The sequence below is a fragment of the Salmonella sp. SAL-020 genome (genome assembly GCF_017372215.1).
GTDB lineage: Bacteria > Pseudomonadota > Gammaproteobacteria > Enterobacterales > Enterobacteriaceae > Salmonella > Salmonella enterica.
This window is the reverse complement of record NZ_CP071690.1, coordinates 1,296,039-1,312,296: the sequence shown is the minus strand read 5'-3', so window position 1 is coordinate 1,312,296 and position 16,258 is coordinate 1,296,039. Positions and strand designations below refer to the sequence as shown.

At 51.4% G+C, this 16,258-nt stretch carries 14 protein-coding genes and 3 pseudogenes; 9 read left to right on the top strand and 8 right to left on the bottom strand.

Going from position 1 to position 16,258, the window contains the following annotated elements; translation table 11 throughout:
• Positions 1-50: 50 nt before the first annotated feature.
• Positions 51-1,118 carry an AI-2E family transporter gene (locus tag J1G48_RS06140; RefSeq protein WP_000892056.1) on the bottom strand — a complete coding sequence of 356 codons (1,068 nt, stop codon included), beginning with the start codon at positions 1,116-1,118 and terminating at the stop codon, positions 51-53.
• A gap of 207 nt (positions 1,119-1,325) precedes the next feature.
• Here J1G48_RS06140 and bepA point away from each other — a divergent pair, with 207 nt between their 5' ends.
• Entirely contained in the window at positions 1,326-2,789 is a 1,464-nt protein-coding gene (bepA, locus tag J1G48_RS06135; RefSeq protein WP_000489630.1) for a beta-barrel assembly-enhancing protease, read from the top strand.
• 39 nt (positions 2,790-2,828) lie between these two features.
• Positions 2,829-3,188 carry an arsenate reductase (glutaredoxin) gene (gene arsC, locus J1G48_RS06130; RefSeq protein ID WP_000132650.1) on the top strand — a complete coding sequence of 120 codons (360 nt, stop codon included), beginning with the start codon at positions 2,829-2,831 and terminating at the stop codon, positions 3,186-3,188.
• A gap of 26 nt (positions 3,189-3,214) precedes the next feature.
• Here arsC and J1G48_RS06125 read toward each other — a convergent pair whose 3' ends face one another.
• The 3 genes from J1G48_RS06125 to upp form a co-directional block, all read right to left on the bottom strand.
• The gene (locus J1G48_RS06125; protein ID WP_061835882.1) at positions 3,215-3,916 is read right to left on the bottom strand and encodes a DnaA inactivator Hda; all 702 of its coding nucleotides are present in this window, start codon (positions 3,914-3,916) and stop codon (positions 3,215-3,217) included.
• Between the two features lie 94 nt (positions 3,917-4,010).
• Positions 4,011-5,300 carry a uracil permease gene (uraA, locus tag J1G48_RS06120; protein ID WP_000198339.1) on the bottom strand — a complete coding sequence of 430 codons (1,290 nt, stop codon included), beginning with the start codon at positions 5,298-5,300 and terminating at the stop codon, positions 4,011-4,013.
• 87 nt (positions 5,301-5,387) lie between these two features.
• Complete coding sequence (gene upp / locus J1G48_RS06115) at positions 5,388-6,014, bottom strand: uracil phosphoribosyltransferase (protein ID WP_000706208.1); 627 nt, start codon at positions 6,012-6,014, stop codon at positions 5,388-5,390.
• Positions 6,015-6,426: 412 nt separating this feature from the next.
• Here upp and purM point away from each other — a divergent pair, with 412 nt between their 5' ends.
• From purM to ppx, 4 genes are all read left to right on the top strand, one after another.
• Positions 6,427-7,464 (top strand): phosphoribosylformylglycinamidine cyclo-ligase, encoded by a 1,038-nt coding sequence (purM, locus tag J1G48_RS06110; RefSeq protein WP_000130476.1) that lies wholly within the window; start codon positions 6,427-6,429, stop codon positions 7,462-7,464.
• The gene (purN, locus tag J1G48_RS06105; protein WP_001028590.1) at positions 7,464-8,102 is read left to right on the top strand and encodes a phosphoribosylglycinamide formyltransferase; all 639 of its coding nucleotides are present in this window, start codon (positions 7,464-7,466) and stop codon (positions 8,100-8,102) included. The genes purM and purN overlap by 1 nt, the downstream gene beginning before the upstream one ends.
• 188 nt (positions 8,103-8,290) lie before the next feature.
• Entirely contained in the window at positions 8,291-10,357 is a 2,067-nt protein-coding gene (ppk1, locus tag J1G48_RS06100; RefSeq protein WP_000529555.1) for a polyphosphate kinase 1, read from the top strand.
• A gap of 4 nt (positions 10,358-10,361) precedes the next feature.
• Complete coding sequence (gene ppx / locus J1G48_RS06095) at positions 10,362-11,903, top strand: exopolyphosphatase (RefSeq protein ID WP_001123326.1); 1,542 nt, start codon at positions 10,362-10,364, stop codon at positions 11,901-11,903.
• 35 nt (positions 11,904-11,938) lie between these two features.
• Here ppx and J1G48_RS06090 read toward each other — a convergent pair whose 3' ends face one another.
• Positions 11,939-14,152: a sensor domain-containing phosphodiesterase gene (locus J1G48_RS06090; protein ID WP_000773647.1), complete on the bottom strand. Its 2,214-nt coding sequence runs from the start codon at positions 14,150-14,152 to the stop codon at positions 11,939-11,941.
• A 96-nt stretch (positions 14,153-14,248) separates the two neighbouring features.
• Entirely contained in the window at positions 14,249-14,386 is a 138-nt protein-coding gene (locus J1G48_RS06085) for a hypothetical protein (protein WP_001540598.1), read from the bottom strand.
• A gap of 178 nt (positions 14,387-14,564) precedes the next feature.
• On the opposite strand from J1G48_RS06085, the gene J1G48_RS06080 reads away from it, so the two are divergent.
• Positions 14,565-14,756, top strand: a complete 192-nt coding sequence (locus tag J1G48_RS06080; RefSeq protein WP_000075924.1) for a YfgG family protein — start codon at positions 14,565-14,567, stop codon at positions 14,754-14,756.
• A gap of 77 nt (positions 14,757-14,833) precedes the next feature.
• Here the strand turns inward: J1G48_RS06080 and J1G48_RS23230 are convergent.
• Positions 14,834-14,977: pseudogene (locus J1G48_RS23230) on the bottom strand (hypothetical protein); the annotation flags it as partial.
• A 279-nt stretch (positions 14,978-15,256) separates the two neighbouring features.
• Between J1G48_RS23230 and J1G48_RS23555 the strand changes: the two are divergent.
• Both J1G48_RS23555 and J1G48_RS06070 read left to right on the top strand, forming a co-directional pair.
• Positions 15,257-15,465 (top strand): annotated as a pseudogene (locus tag J1G48_RS23555) (hypothetical protein); the annotation flags it as partial.
• Positions 15,450-15,779 carry a DUF1493 family protein gene (locus tag J1G48_RS06070; protein ID WP_001576299.1) on the top strand — a complete coding sequence of 110 codons (330 nt, stop codon included), beginning with the start codon at positions 15,450-15,452 and terminating at the stop codon, positions 15,777-15,779. The pseudogene J1G48_RS23555 and the gene J1G48_RS06070, both read left to right, overlap by 16 nt.
• 79 nt (positions 15,780-15,858) lie before the next feature.
• Here the strand turns inward: J1G48_RS06070 and J1G48_RS06065 are convergent.
• Positions 15,859-16,167, bottom strand: a pseudogene (locus tag J1G48_RS06065) (DDE-type integrase/transposase/recombinase); the annotation flags it as partial.
• Between the last annotated feature and the right edge of the window lie 91 nt (positions 16,168-16,258).

Here is a 16,258-nt window from a genome sequence, read left to right as displayed (position 1 = left end):
CGGCAGGGCATATGATGTCGTTCACGCTTTACAACTTTTGTACTGACCGCTCAGGATGAGGCATCCGTCACCTGACCATCCGGCCAGGCATGGACAACGGCTTTAATCAGCGTCGCCAATGGAATGGCGAAAAACACCCCCCAGAATCCCCACAGACCGCCGAAAATCACCACTGACAGAATAATCACCAGCGGATGCAAATTCACCGCTTCGGAGAAAAGTACCGGTACCAGCAAATTGCCATCCAGCGCCTGAATAATCAGATAAACGGCAAAACAGCTCCAGAATTCCGTCCCCAGGCCAAACTGAAACAGCGCGACGCCCACCACCGGAATTGTCACCACAAAGGCGCCGATATAGGGGATCAGGACCGAAAAGCCCACCAGTACCGCCAACAGTAGCGAATAGTTGAGGCCAAACAGCAAAAAGCCCAGCCAGGTCGCCACGCCCACCACTACCATCTCCAGCACTTTTCCGCGGATATAGTTGGTGATCTGCTGATTCATCTCATTCCACACCTGCCCCGCCAGCCCGCGATTACGCGGCAGCACGCGGCGCACGGCATTCAGCATCTGCTCTTTATCTTTTACCAGGAAAAAGACCATCAGCGGCACCAGCACCAGATATACCGCCAGCGTCAGTAGCCCGACTAACGACGCCAGCGAATACTTCACCACCGAATCGCCCATGTTAAGCATCCGGGTACGCATGTTTTCCGCCATAGCATCAATAATGCCCGCATCCATCAGCGCCGGATAGCGTCGCGGCAAGGTCGCGGCGAAATCGGACAGTTTATTCAGCATACCGGGCATATCACGAATCAGGTAAATACCCTGCTGCCAGGCAATCGGCATCACCACAAACGCCATTAATAACAGAATGCCGACAAAGAGGATAAGGACAATGGAGGCTGCCCAGCGCCGGGAACAGCCAATCGCCTGCAGGCGCGCCGTCGGCCACTCCAGCAGGTAGGCCAGTACGATTGCGACCAGCAGCGGCGCTAACAGGCCGCTAAAGAAAAAGAGGATGCTAAAACCAGCCACCAGAATGACCAGCAAGGCAATCGCCTCCGGGTCGCTGAAGCGACGGCGATACCATTGCATTAACATTTCGAGCATAAAACCCTTCCCAGAACTCAACTGCGGGATTGTGATGCCGAATTGTATCGAAATGTCACAAAAAAGACTTCGCTTTTTATCGTTGATTCAGGAAACTAAAATAGTGAGTCTGTGCTCATCACAGTTACACTTATGAAGTGTCGGAGCGTGGAACGATATTTCACGACGTTGGTCAAAGGGCTATCTCAAAACAACAGGATAGAGGTTATGTTCAGGCAGTTGAAAAAAAACCTGGTGGCAACCCTCATTGCAGCATTGGCTCTCGGTCAGGTCGCGCCCGCATTTGCCGACCCTGCCGACACGCTGCCCGATATGGGAACCTCGGCAGGAAGCACGCTTTCTATCGGACAAGAGATGCAAATGGGCGACTTTTATGTGCGCCAGCTACGCGGCAGCGCGCCGTTAATCAACGATCCGCTGCTGGTGCAATACATTAACGCGCTGGGTATGCGTCTGGTCTCGCACGCCGACTCCGTCAAAACGCCCTTCCATTTTTTCTTGATCAATAATGACGAAATCAACGCCTTCGCGTTCTTTGGCGGCAATGTGGTGCTGCACTCGGCGCTTTTTCGCTACGCGGATAACGAAAGCCAGCTAGCTTCAGTCATGGCGCATGAAATCTCCCACGTGACGCAGCGCCACCTGGCGCGCGCGATGGAAGATCAAAAGCGCAGCGCGCCGCTTACCTGGGTGGGCGCGCTGGGTTCCATTTTGCTGGCCATGGCCAGCCCACAGGCCGGTATGGCGGCGCTAACCGGTACTCTGGCGGGAACGCGCCAGGGAATGATAAGTTTCACCCAGCAAAATGAGCAAGAAGCCGACCGTATTGGTATTCAGGTACTGCAACGCGCCGGATTTGACCCACAGGCGATGCCCTCTTTCCTCGAAAAACTGCTCGACCAGGCGCGTTACTCCACGCGTCCGCCTGAAATTTTGCTCACTCACCCCTTACCGGAAAGCCGCCTTGCGGATGCCCGCAACCGTGCCAACCAGATGCGCCCGGTCGTGGTGCAATCTTCCGCCGACTTTTATTTCGCCAAAGCGCGCGCCCTGGGAATGTACAATTCCGGACGTAACCAGCTCACCAGCGACCTGCTGGATCAGTGGTCTAAAGGCAACGTGCGTCAGCAACATGCGGCGCAATATGGCCGGGCGTTGCAGGCGATGGAAGCGAGCAAGTACGATGAAGCGCGCAAAACGTTGCAGCCGCTGTTAAGCGCAGAACCGAACAATGCCTGGTATCTTGACCTCGCCACCGATATTGACCTCGGGCAGAAAAGAGCCAACGACGCGATTAATCGCCTGAAAAATGCCCGCGATCTGCGCGTTAATCCTGTGCTGCAGTTAAACCTCGCCAATGCGTACCTCCAGGGAGGCCAGCCAAAAGCGGCGGAAACCATTCTGAATCGCTACACCTTTAGCCATAAAGATGACGGTAACGGCTGGGATCTGCTTGCTCAGGCCGAAGCCGCGCTGAACAACCGCGATCAGGAGCTGGCGGCGCGCGCTGAAAGTTATGCGCTGGCGGGACGACTGGATCAGGCAATTTCACTGCTCAGTAGCGCCAGCGCCCAGGCAAAACTGGGTAGCCAGCAACAGGCGCGTTACGATGCGCGTATCGACCAGCTGCGCCAGTTACAGGAACGCTTCAAGCCATACACGAAAATGTAATCGCCGTTTATTAGCCGGATGGCGTCACAAGGAGAACTCATGACCGACACGATTAAAATCTACCATAACCCGCGCTGCTCGAAGAGCCGCGACACGCTGAACCTACTGAAATCTAACGGCGTGGAACCGGAAGTGGTGCTTTATCTGGATACGCCCGCCGACGCCGCCACCGTGCGGGAACTGCTGCGTATGTTGGGCATGTCCAGCGCGCGCGAACTGATGCGCCAGAAAGAAGATCTCTATAAAACGCTTCACCTGGCGGATAGCCAGCTGAGTGAAGAGGCGTTAATCCAGGCGCTGGTTGAACACCCTAAACTGATGGAGCGCCCCATTGTGGTGGCAAATGGTCAGGCGCGCATTGGCCGACCGCCTGAGCAGGTGCTGGACATCCTCGGTTAACCGTTGAACGCCGCCGTCGCGGCGTATTACAGTTTCAGAATCTCTTTGACAAACGGGATCGTCAGTTTTCGCTGGGCAGTGATCGACGCATGATCGAGCTGATCCAGCGTCATAAACAGCGTGCGCATTTCGCGATCAAGACGTTTGAGTAAAAACCGCCCAACATCTTCCGGCAGTTCAAACCCCCGTAACCGGGCACGCAACTGTAGCGCCTGAAGTTTGTCTTCATCGGAAAGAGGCTGGAGTTTATAGATTTGCCCCCAATCCAGACGGGAAGCGAGATCGGGCAAGCCCAGATTTAACTGTCTTGGCGGACGATCGCCGGTGATCAATAACCGCGTCTTACCGGACTCCAGAATGCGGTTATAGAGATCAAAGATCGCCATCTCCCACAGTTCATCGCCAGCGACACACTCAATGTTATCAATACACACCAGCGAGAGGTGTTCCATACCGTCGAGCACTTCCGGCACGAACCAGGTACGTTTATCGAGCGGGACGTAGCCTACCGCATCTCCACGCTGCGACAATTCAGCGCAGGCGGCGTGCAGCAAATGGCTGCGGCCCGCGCCTTCACGCGCCCAAAGGTAGATATATCCACTATGTTCCTGGCGCAACACGTTTTGTAACGCGGCCAGTAGAGAGGCGTTATCCCCCGGCCAGAAACTTGCGAAAGTTTCGTCGTCAGGAAGATAAAGTGGCAAAGAGAGCTGTGCCGGTGTGTTCAGAGATACCTCAACCCAGGATGACATAAAATCGCGCTGAGTTTACCACATAATTCCCGTGAGATAGAACCGGGCAGCATCGCTGCCCGGCAACCCGTTACTGATGCGGAGGCTCCGCATCATTTGCCTCCAGTACCACTTCTTCCGGACGCAACAGGCTAATCAGTTTAAAAATCAGGCTCAGGCCAATCCCGACGATGGTCGCCAGCGCCATCCCTTTCAATTCTGCCGCGCCGATATGCACTTTCGCGCCGCTCACGCCGATGATCAAAATCACCGAGGTGAGGATCAGGTTTTGCGCTTTGTTGTAGTCGACTTTCGATTCGATCAAGACGCGAATCCCCGACGCGCCGATAACGCCGTACAACAGCAGCGAGACGCCGCCCATCACGGGTAACGGGATAATCTGAATCGCCGCCGCCAGTTTGCCAACGCAGGAAAGCAGAATGGCGAAAATCGCCGCGCCGCCGATAACCCAGGTACTGTAAACGCGGGTGATCGCCATGACGCCAATATTTTCCCCATAGGTGGTATTCGGCGTGGAGCCGAAGAAACCGGAAATGATCGTCGACAATCCGTTAGCGAACATCGAGCGGTGCAAACCGGGATCGCGCACTAAATCTTTTTTGACGATATTCGCCGTCACCACCAGATGACCGACATGCTCGGCAATCACGACCAACGCCGCGGGCAGAATCGTCAGGATAGCGAACCATTCAAAACGCGGCGTATAGAAGGTCGGCAGCGCAAACCAGTGCGCCTGGGCAATCGGCGTGGTATCGACCACCCCCAGCGCGAATGACAGCGCATAGCCCGCCAGCACGCCGATCAAAATCGGAATGATCGCCAGGAAACCGCGAAACAGTACGGAGCCGAACACCGTCACCGCCAGCGTGACCATGGAGATAATAATTGTTTTCGTGTCCGGCGACTGCCCTTGCGCAGGGAGCAATCCGGCCATCCCCGCCGCGACGCCAGCCAGCTCCAGACCGATGACGGCAACGATTGCGCCCATTGCCGCAGGCGGGAACATCACATCCAGCCAGCCGGTGCCCGCTTTTTTAACGATGAAAGAGACCAGACAGAACAACACGCCGCACATAATAAAACCGCCCAGCGCCACTTCATAACCCAGCGGCAACAACAGTAGTACCGGGGAAATAAAGGCAAAGCTCGATCCGAGGTAGGCAGGAATTTTACCTTTGCAGATAAAGAGATACAGCAACGTTCCGATACCGTTAAACAGCAGCACCGTCGCGGGATTGATATGAAACAGAACTGGCACCAGCACGGTCGCGCCAAACATGGCGAAAAGGTGCTGTAAACTAAGCGGGATTGTCTGTAAAAGCGGCGGTCTTTCACTCACCCCGATAGCACGGCGCGTCATAGTGTTTTCCTCTAAGTGTGTTTGTTATGAGTGGTTTTATTCAAAAAAAAGCCGACTCTTAAAGTCGGCTTTTAATTATTTATTCACTTATTTGGTACCAAAAATCTTATCGCCGGCATCGCCAAGCCCCGGAATAATGTATCCGTGCTCGTTAAGCCCCTGATCGATAGAGGCGGTGTACAGTTCAACGTCCGGGTGCGCTTTTTCCAGCGCCGCAATGCCTTCCGGCGCGGCGACCAGCACCAGCACCTTAATGCTGCTACAGCCTGCTTTTTTCAGCAGGTCGATGGTCGCGATGACAGAACCGCCGGTCGCCAGCATCGGGTCGACGATCAGCGCCATGCGCTCATCAATGTTCGATACCAGTTTCTGGAAATAAGGTACTGGCTCAAGCGTCTCTTCGTTACGGTACATCCCGACTACGCTGATACGCGCGCTCGGTACATTTTCCAGAACGCCTTCCATCATGCCCAGACCCGCGCGCAGAATCGGCACAACGGTAATTTTTTTACCTTTGATCTGGTCGATTTCCACCGGGCCATTCCAGCCTTCGATGGTGACTTTTTCCGTTTCCAGGTCGGCTGTCGCTTCATACGTCAGCAGGCTGCCTACTTCTGAGGCGAGTTCACGAAAGCGTTTAGTGCTAATGTCGTTTTCACGCATCAGACCCAGCTTGTGTTTGACGAGTGGGTGTTTGACTTCCACGATCTTCATACTCTTCTCCTATCCTCAGATGACTGGCAACCACAAAAAAAATCGCCGGATTATACCGCTTTTCCTCTCTGACGCAACACAATGTATGCTTGACCTGGATCAACCAAAAGCGCTGATAGCGGAAAAGTGAGTATAAATCACTCACGTTGAAACAGGCGATAAAGGCTAACAACCGTTTGAATATTAGCAATTTTAAGGGTGAATGACCTGTCCCGACCGCCTGTCGTAAACCAAGTGCTGGATATCCTTTTCTTTTTTACCAACAGGGAAATTTTCAAGCAGCGACCGAAACCATGCAAAAAAAATCGCCCGGATAATCAGGGCGCAGACCACGCTCGCAAACGTTTGCTTTCCCTGTTAGAATTGCGCCGAATTTAACTTTTACCGCAAAAAAAACGTGGGGAACCAGGCAGTGACCGATAAGACCTCTCTTAGCTATAAAGATGCCGGCGTCGATATTGATGCGGGTAACGCTCTGGTTGATCGAATCAAAGGCGTAGTGAAGAAAACTCGCCGCCCGGAGGTTATGGGCGGTCTGGGCGGTTTCGGTGCGCTGTGCGCGTTGCCGCAAAAATATCGTGAACCGGTACTGGTTTCCGGCACTGACGGCGTAGGCACCAAACTTCGCCTGGCGATGGACTTAAAGCGCCACGACGCTATCGGTATTGATCTGGTGGCAATGTGCGTAAACGATCTGGTCGTTCAGGGCGCGGAACCGCTGTTTTTCCTCGATTACTATGCCACGGGTAAACTGGATGTCGATACCGCCGCCAGCGTGATCAACGGTATTGCCGAAGGCTGCCTGCAATCCGGCTGCGCGCTGGTCGGCGGCGAGACGGCGGAAATGCCGGGCATGTATCACGGCGAAGATTACGATGTGGCGGGTTTCTGCGTCGGCGTAGTCGAAAAATCAGAAATCATCGACGGCTCCCGGGTTGCCGAAGGCGACGTGCTGATTGCGCTCGGCTCCAGCGGCCCGCACTCGAATGGATATTCGCTGGTGCGGAAAATTATTGACGTTAGCGGCTGCGACCCACAAACCACTCTGCTGGAAGGGAAGCCGCTGGCCGATCATCTGCTTGAACCGACCCGTATCTACGTAAAATCGGTTCTGGAACTGATTGAAAACGTCGATGTGCACGCTATCGCCCACCTCACCGGCGGCGGCTTTTGGGAAAATATTCCGCGCGTTCTGCCGGAGAATACCCAGGCGGTAATTAATGAGTCGTCATGGCAGTGGCCCGCCATCTTTACCTGGCTGCAAACCGCCGGTAATGTCAGCCGACATGAAATGTACCGTACCTTTAACTGCGGCGTCGGCATGGTGATTGCGCTCTCCGCTCCGGAAGCGGACAAAGCGCTTGCTCTGCTAAACGAGAAAGGTGAAAACGCATGGAAAATCGGTATCATCAAAGCCTTTGATTCCGAACAGCGTGTGGTTATTGAATAATGAATATTGTGGTGCTGATTTCCGGCAATGGAAGCAATTTACAGGCGATTATCGATGCCTGCGAAGCGAAGAAAATTAAAGGCACCCTCAGGGCAGTATTCAGCAATAAGGCCGACGCGTTCGGCCTTGAACGCGCCAGAGAAGCCGGCATTCCGGCGCAAGCGCTGACTGCCGATCGGTTTGACAGCCGCGACGCCTTCGATCGCGAGTTGATTCGCAAGATAGACGCGTATGCGCCCGATGTGGTCGTGCTGGCCGGTTTTATGCGTATTCTGAGTCCGATGTTTGTCGCGCATTACTACGGGCGTCTGCTGAACATTCACCCTTCCCTGCTGCCAAAATATCCGGGGTTGCATACCCATCGCCAGGCGCTGGAAAACGGCGATGAGGAGCACGGTACCTCGGTACATTTCGTGACAGACGAACTCGACGGCGGCCCGGTCATTCTCCAGGCGAAGGTGCCGGTTTTTGCCGGCGACAGCGAAGATGATATCACCGCACGCGTACAGACTCAGGAACATGCGATTTATCCGCTGGTGATTAGCTGGTTTGCGCAGGGGCGTCTAAAGATGCGCGATAACGCCGCCTGGCTGGACGGGCGTCGTCTGCCGCCGCAAGGTTATGCGTCTGACGAATAATACGTCATCGAACAGGACTGCGTCTGCTTGCCGGATGGCGGCATAAATGCCTATCCGGCCTACTCTTTTCCCTTCCTTTATGCTATCAGTTTATTGTCATATTTTTCTGGCGCAGTTGGACATTAACGCGTAATGCTCGCCATAATCATCAGGCAGTGTCCCGTGAATAAAACGGAGTATAGGTAGTAATGGGTCAGGAAAAGCTATATATCGAGAAAGAACTAAGCTGGTTAGCATTTAACGAACGCGTGTTACAGGAAGCGGCGGACAAATCCAACCCGTTGATTGAGCGGATGCGGTTCCTGGGAATCTATTCTAATAACCTCGACGAGTTCTACAAAGTGCGTTTCGCTGAACTGAAACGACGCATTATTATCAGCGAAGAACAGGGTTCAAATTCTCATTCACGCCATTTGTTAGGCAAAATTCAGTCCCGCGTGTTGAAAGCAGACCAGGAGTTCGACGGCCTGTACAACGAATTACTGCTGGAAATGGCGCGTAATCAAATCTTTCTGATCAACGAGCGTCAGCTCTCGGTGAACCAACAAAGCTGGTTGCGCCACTATTTTAAGCACTATTTGCGCCAGCATATTACCCCGATTCTTATTAACCGGGAGACGGATCTTGTTCAGTTTTTAAAAGATGATTACACCTATCTGGCGGTGGAGATTATCCGCGGCGACACCATCAACTATGCGCTGCTGGAGATACCGTCCGACAAAGTCCCACGCTTCGTTAATCTGCCGCCGGAGACACCGCGCAGACGCAAGCCGATGATCCTGCTGGATAATATTCTGCGCTACTGCCTGGATGACATTTTTAAAGGGTTCTTCGACTATGACGCGCTTAATGCCTATTCGATGAAAATGACCCGCGATGCCGAATATGACCTGGTGCATGAGATGGAATCCAGTCTGATGGAGCTGATGTCTTCCAGCCTGAAGCAGCGCCTGACCGCTGAGCCTGTGCGCTTTGTCTATCAACGCGATATGCCCGCCGCGCTGGTCGACGTACTGCGGGAAAAACTGACGATCTCCCGGTATGACTCAATCGTACCCGGCGGGCGCTACCACAATTTTAAAGACTTTATTAATTTTCCGAATGTCGGTAAAGCCAACCTGGTCAATAAACCGTTACCGCGGTTACGCCATCTTTGGTTTGATAAAGAGAAGTTTCGTAACGGTTTCGACGCGATTCGTGAACGTGATGTGCTGCTCTATTATCCTTATCACACCTTTGAACATGTGCTGGAACTGCTGCGTCAGGCGTCGTTTGACCCAAGCGTGCTGGCGATCAAAATCAATATTTATCGCGTAGCGAAAGACTCGCGCATTATTGACTCGATGATCCATGCCGCCCATAACGGCAAAAAAGTTACCGTGGTGGTGGAGTTGCAGGCGCGCTTCGATGAAGAGGCGAATATTCACTGGGCCAAGCGGTTAACCGAAGCGGGCGTCCATGTTATTTTCTCTGCGCCCGGGCTGAAAATTCACGCCAAACTCTTTCTCATCTCACGAAAAGAGGGTGATGACGTGGTGCGTTATGCGCATATCGGCACCGGTAACTTCAACGAAAAAACAGCGCGGCTGTATACCGATTATTCGCTGCTGACCGCCGATGCGCGCATTACCAATGAAGTGCGTCGGGTCTTTAATTTTATTGAAAACCCCTATCGCCCGGTCACTTTCGATTATTTGATGGTTTCTCCACAAAACTCACGGCGTCTGCTGTATGAGATGATCGATCGTGAAATCGCCAATGCCCAGCAAGGCTTACCGTCAGGGATTACCTTAAAGCTTAACAACCTGGTTGATAAAGGGTTGGTCGACAGGCTATACGCCGCGTCGGGTTCGGGCGTCCAGGTCAATCTGCTGGTACGCGGTATGTGTTCTCTTATTCCGCAACTGGAAGGCATTAGCGATAATATTCGCGCGATTAGCATCGTGGATCGCTATCTGGAACACGATCGAGTTTATATTTTCGAAAACGGCGGTGATAAGCAAGTTTGGCTCTCTTCAGCTGACTGGATGACGCGTAATATTGACTACCGTATCGAAGTCGCTACGCCTATCCTCGACCCGCGGCTTAAACAGCGCGTCCTGGATATCATTGACATTCTGTTTAGCGACACGGTAAAAGCGCGTTTTATCGATAAAGAACTCAGCAACCGCTACGTACCGCGCGGCAATCGCCGTAAAGTCCAGGCGCAGCTGGCAATTTATGACTACATCAAATCACTCGAGCAACCAGACTAACGCTATGCCAATTTACGATAAATCCCCTCGTCCGCAGGAGTTCGCTGCGGTCGATCTCGGCTCAAACAGCTTTCATATGGTCATTGCCCGCGTGGTTGACGGCGCAATGCAGATTATCGGGCGTTTAAAACAGCGCGTCCATCTGGCGGACGGGCTGGGCGCAGATAATAAACTCAGCGAAGAAGCCATGGAACGGGGGCTTAGCTGTCTGTCGCTGTTTGCTGAACGCTTACAAGGTTTCTCCCCTTCCAGCGTCTGTATCGTAGGCACCCATACGTTACGTCAGGCGCAAAATGCCGCTGATTTTCTCAAACGCGCGGAAAAGGTTATTCCCTACCCGATAGAGATTATTTCCGGTAACGAAGAAGCGCGCCTGATTTTTATGGGCGTAGAACATACGCAGCCGGAAAAAGGCCGCAAGCTGGTGATCGATATCGGCGGCGGGTCAACAGAGCTGGTCATTGGCGAAAACTTCGAACCCAGGCTGGTTGAAAGCCGTCGTATGGGCTGCGTGAGCTTCGCGCAGCTCTACTTTCCCGGCGGCGTTATCAATAAAGAAAACTTCCAGCGCGCCCGAATGGCGGCGGCGCAAAAACTGGAAACCTTAACCTGGCAGTATCGTATTCAGGGTTGGAACGTAGCGATGGGCGCTTCCGGTACGATTAAGGCCGCTCATGAAGTTCTCCTGGCGCTGGGTGAGAAAGATGGCTTCATTACGCCGGATCGCCTCGATAAACTGAAGTCAGAAGTGTTGAAGCACCGCTCCTTTAATGCGCTCAGCCTGCCGGGTCTGTCTGAAGAACGAAAAGCGGTCTTTGTGCCGGGCCTGGCGATTCTGTGCGGCGTTTTTGATGCTCTGGCTATCCGCGAGCTTCGCCTTTCCGACGGCGCGTTGCGCGAAGGCGTGCTGTATGAAATGGAAGGCCGCTTCCGCCATCAGGATGTTCGCAGCCGTACCGCAAAAAGTCTGGCCAATCAATACAACATTGACAGAGAACAGGCCAGACGCGTGCTGGAAACCACCATGCAGATGTACGAGCAGTGGCAGGCCCAGCAGCCAAAACTGGCGCATCCGCAGCTTGAAGCGTTGCTCCGCTGGGCGGCAATGCTGCATGAGGTTGGACTGAATATTAATCACAGCGGTTTACATCGCCATTCGGCTTATATTCTGCAACACAGCGATTTGCCCGGCTTTAATCAGGAGCAGCAAATGATGATGGCGACGCTGGTGCGTTACCATCGTAAAGCCATAAAACTGGATGATATGCCCCGCTTTACGCTGTTTAAGAAAAAACAGTATCTGCCGTTAATTCAGCTACTTCGGCTGGGCGTATTACTGAACAACCAGCGGCAGGCGACCACTACGCCGCCGACGCTGCGACTAACGACCGATGACAGCCACTGGACGTTATGTTTTCCGCATGACTGGTTCAGCCAGAATGCGCTGGTACTGCTTGATCTGGAAAAAGAACAGCAGTACTGGGAAGCTGTAACTGGCTGGCGTCTCAATATTGAGGAAGAAAGCTCGCCGGAGATCGCCGCGTAAATTGTGAGCCAGACGCCGCGCCGCGGCGTCTGCCTTTACTGAATCTCAGATAATAGCTGCGGCTCGCCAATTAAATATCCCTGAAGATAGTCGATCCCCAACGAGAGCACGACGCTTCGTATTTCTTCGCTCTCGACATACTCCGCGACGACCTGCATATTTTTCATTCGCGCTAAATGACAAATAGAAGCCACAATCTGATAATCGAGACTGTTTGACACTATATTGCGAATAAAACTGCCATCAATTTTAAGAATATCGGCGTCAACGTTTTTCAGCCGCGCATAGCTGGCGTAGCCAGTACCGAAATCATCAATCGCTATCTGACAGCCAAACTGCTGTAGCTGTCCCAGCGTCAACTGCGCCTGCTCAGCATTGGTGAGAGAGTTGCTTTCCGTTACCTCAAAAACCAGTTGCCAGGGTTCAACCTGATATTGCGTAAGCAACTGCTTAACTTCTGCAGGGAAACGAGCGCGGCATACCGATGTTGGCGACAGATTAATGGCAAAACGATGCGCGGGCATATATTCCCGGCTGGCCGCCATAAACCGCAGCGTGTTTTCAATCACCCAGAGATCGATAGCGGAAGACAAACCAAACTCATGCGCCACGGGTAAAAAATTGTCCGGGTTGATAACGTCGCCGTTGTCATCCCTGAGTCGCAGTAAAATTTCATGGTAAACGTCCCCACGAACACCGAAAATAGGCTGCGCCATCAGGAAAAAATGATCGTGCTCCAACGCCTGTTGCAGGCGATTCATCATCGCAATTCTGCCCTTCAAATCGCGCTGCAGGTGCATTGCGCCGCGCCGCTGTAAATCCTCCGGCGCGTTAGTCGTCAACGAAAGATCGGAACTGGTGCTTAATTCGCCCAGCAGAAGATAAAGGTGGCTAACCGGAGAACGCACGCAGCAGTAGCTCACGCCGACAGGCGGCTGTAGCGGCAGTCCATCCCAGATAAACCGAAACTGCTTAATATGTTTATCCAGCGCTTCAATACGCTGCTGATGCGCCTCTGTATTAAGACGCAGCACCAGGTCGTGCCCTGACATCTGGTAGACGCACTCATTTGAGGCCAGCATCGGCGTAATCCAGTGAGAGAGCTTTTGCTTATACTGGATGCGTAGCATGACGCCATAATTTTTACCCAATAGCTCCAGGCCCGGCACGTGTAAAAAACAGATCGTAGACCAGGGCGCATTTTGGAGCGCGCGGTTTAACGCACGTAAATTGGGAAGATGTACAACCGGGTCAAGATAGGCCAGCCGCCGTGCGCGACCACTCACTACGCGCTGACGCGTGGCCAGTACAGACATATAATTAACAATAAAAGAAAAAACCAGATAGCTCGAAGAGGTAATCGCTAATTGCGTATCATAACCTGAATACCAGGGCATATAACGCTGATAATAATGAATCGACGTAATTAGCACGACGGCCCAGATAATTGAAATAAACTTATAGCCATAGCGCATCGCACCCCACAGCATGACCGGCAATAATAACGAAAGCGTATAGTTGGTACTAAATATTGAACTATTATCAGTCAATGGCATACACAGTATAAACATTAGTGTAGTCAATACGGCCAGCCAAATAACGATCTCTTTTTTAGTGGCCTTGCTATCAATCTGTAGCTTTAATTGCTGATAATACCCCCGCAGGTGCAGCGGATTACGGAGAGTACGAATAATAAAATAGCACAATGGCACGCCGACAAGGTTACCGACCAGTAACGCCTGGTAATTAATCAGCGTGTTGATATTAAAGGGCATTACCCCCATCAGGCTGGCTTTACTTTCGTACATGCCAACAAAAGCGGCAAACTGGTAGATGACCAGAAATAATGTTGCTGAACAAAATACCTGCCAGAATATTCGTTGAAACAGCAGGTGGGCGTCGCCGTGGGAAACATTGTTTCGCCGGGGGGAAAAGACACGATAGCCGCCCCAGCTTAGCACGATAGTAATGATAAAGTGCATCGTCACAGAAAGGGTTTCATACAGCCCTGTCTGCGGGTATCTGCGCCAGAAGATAGCAAGCACAATGCCCGGCAGTGCTGCCCAGCCGAAAAAGAGCATCAGGCTAAGCATAAAAGCTAACGGCAGGTAAAAAAGAACCACATTTCCAGTGCTGGTAAGCGCATAAGTATTTGCGCTACTTAAAACAGGCAGTAAAATCGAAGGGAGAATGAGCGGTAGTCCCCACCATTTATCTCTGATATTTATATAAGTTTTATTTAGTTTCATAGATGCTCAGCAGAACCCCCCAATCCCAAAGGGGCGTTAACAGACAGGCATCCCACCTGACTTTAAATTGATGATGCGATATACATCACACGATAGTCATCGATTGTAATTATTAAACAAAAGTAACATTTGATTTAAGTCAATTATTACCTTTCTCCTGCAGCCTTTATTCGCCTTTTTATTCTTTGTTATCATTAATTTATTATTAATGTAAATACTAAAATTATCTTCCATAACAATATAAGATAAATCAACTGACGCAATTTTACATTAAGAGGAATTGACCATCGGTTCGCAGTATGCCTTAATGTAGAGTGAACGCAGGCTTGTTACGTTCTTCGCCTTGATAATACCCTTGAAGAACCCAGCCTGATCCCGCCCATATCGCTGGGCCAACGTTAAGGAACCCTTTGTGAGTCAGGCCAACAGTATGCGAAAACGACATCGATTTAACACTCGCATGACCCGTATCGTACTGCTTATCAGTTTTCTCTTCTTCTTTGGACGTTTCGTCTACTCTTCTATCGGCGCCTGGCAGCACCATCAGGATAAAAAAGAAGCGCAACAGTCATCGCTTTCTGTCACCACGCCGGGACAACGTTAAGCTGTTATCCGTTAAAAAGCCCGCGCAAGAAAAAGAAGCTTTAGCGTTAACGCAAAAAGACAACCCACTCAATGGGTTCAGGCCATGATCAGACGCTTAAAGAGCAACCGCGGGATATCCTGCCTGGGTGATAAGATCACATGCGCGGTTACTAAGATTCCCTCGACCGAATACAAAACCCGATAGCCTTCAGCGTGGTTAAACTCCCGGTAGCTGGCACAAGTTCAGGGCAAATCTGGAATCCCAGCGGGCACTGACGTACGGTACTCTCAAACTGTGTGAGTATCTCTGCGATAACCGGATGCGGCTCAACCTCAACGCACTTCAGGAAACCCGCTATTGTGTCGATGCAGTGCTTTACCGTAAACGTATACTCAAAGGTCACCTGCGGCTCCGACCTATCCGCCAGAGTCAATGCGAAATCAGGAAGATAACCATCGTGGGAGGAGAATAAGGTGACCAGTCCTATACGTCAGAATTTGTTTTGTAAAGAGCCACCTGGGATCAGATTACCAACGTTGACAGGCAAAACCATCAACTCATTACAGCTAAGCTCAACGAATAATTTAGGTCGTTTCGTTGGTCGTAATGTACCCTGGCTCGGTTGGGTTATGACATTCACTACGATTTATGATATCCAGCGTGAATTAAAAATACATTTAATCGTGTGGCGGTTCCTAAAGATCGCATTCAGTGGACGTACTTCTAATGAGAGATATTGAGAAAGAAATTATCGATTTTATCGATCAGGAATATAACACTAAAAAGTACTTTCTCTGTGGGCCAAAGCGAACCATCACGCTTGATATCAGTATTAGGGATGATCTAAAACTCGTTTTTGAAGATAGTGAAGAACTTCTACAAGAGTACTTCAAGCGTTGGAATGTAGATTCAGAAGGATTTGACATACTCAACTATCTGAATCCAGAGTACTTTGGAAGTAAAGAGCCTGATCCGCGTAAGCCACTAACAGTTGGTATGCTCGTTGAAAGTGCTAAAACTGGACGTTGGTTATATAGTTGAAGAATAAAGTTATTATATTTTAAATACCCCTTATTTGGGCTGAATCGCCACGGATAACCTGGACACTTCTGAGTCGTTGGTAGATCTTTTTCTTTATCCGCTCACGCTTCAGTAGCTGGAAAAAGCTTTCTGCAACCGCATTATGACAGTTGCCACGACGGCTCATACTGCCCTCCAGTCCGTGCGATTTCAGCCATTCATAGCGGGTGTACTGACTACCCTGATCAGACTGAACCAGCACCTGTTTTTGGGGATGACGTCGCCACACGGCCATCAGAAGCGCATTCAGGACAATGTCTTTTGTCATTCGTGGTTGCATTGACCAACCGATAACTTTGCGCGAGAACAAATCAACGACCACGGCAAGATACAGCCAACCTTCGTGGGTTCATGATTACGTCAAATTTGCCGCCAGAAGCTGTGCACTACACAGAAAACTCATCTATGCACATAAATAAAAACCCTCTGCAAAAACAGAG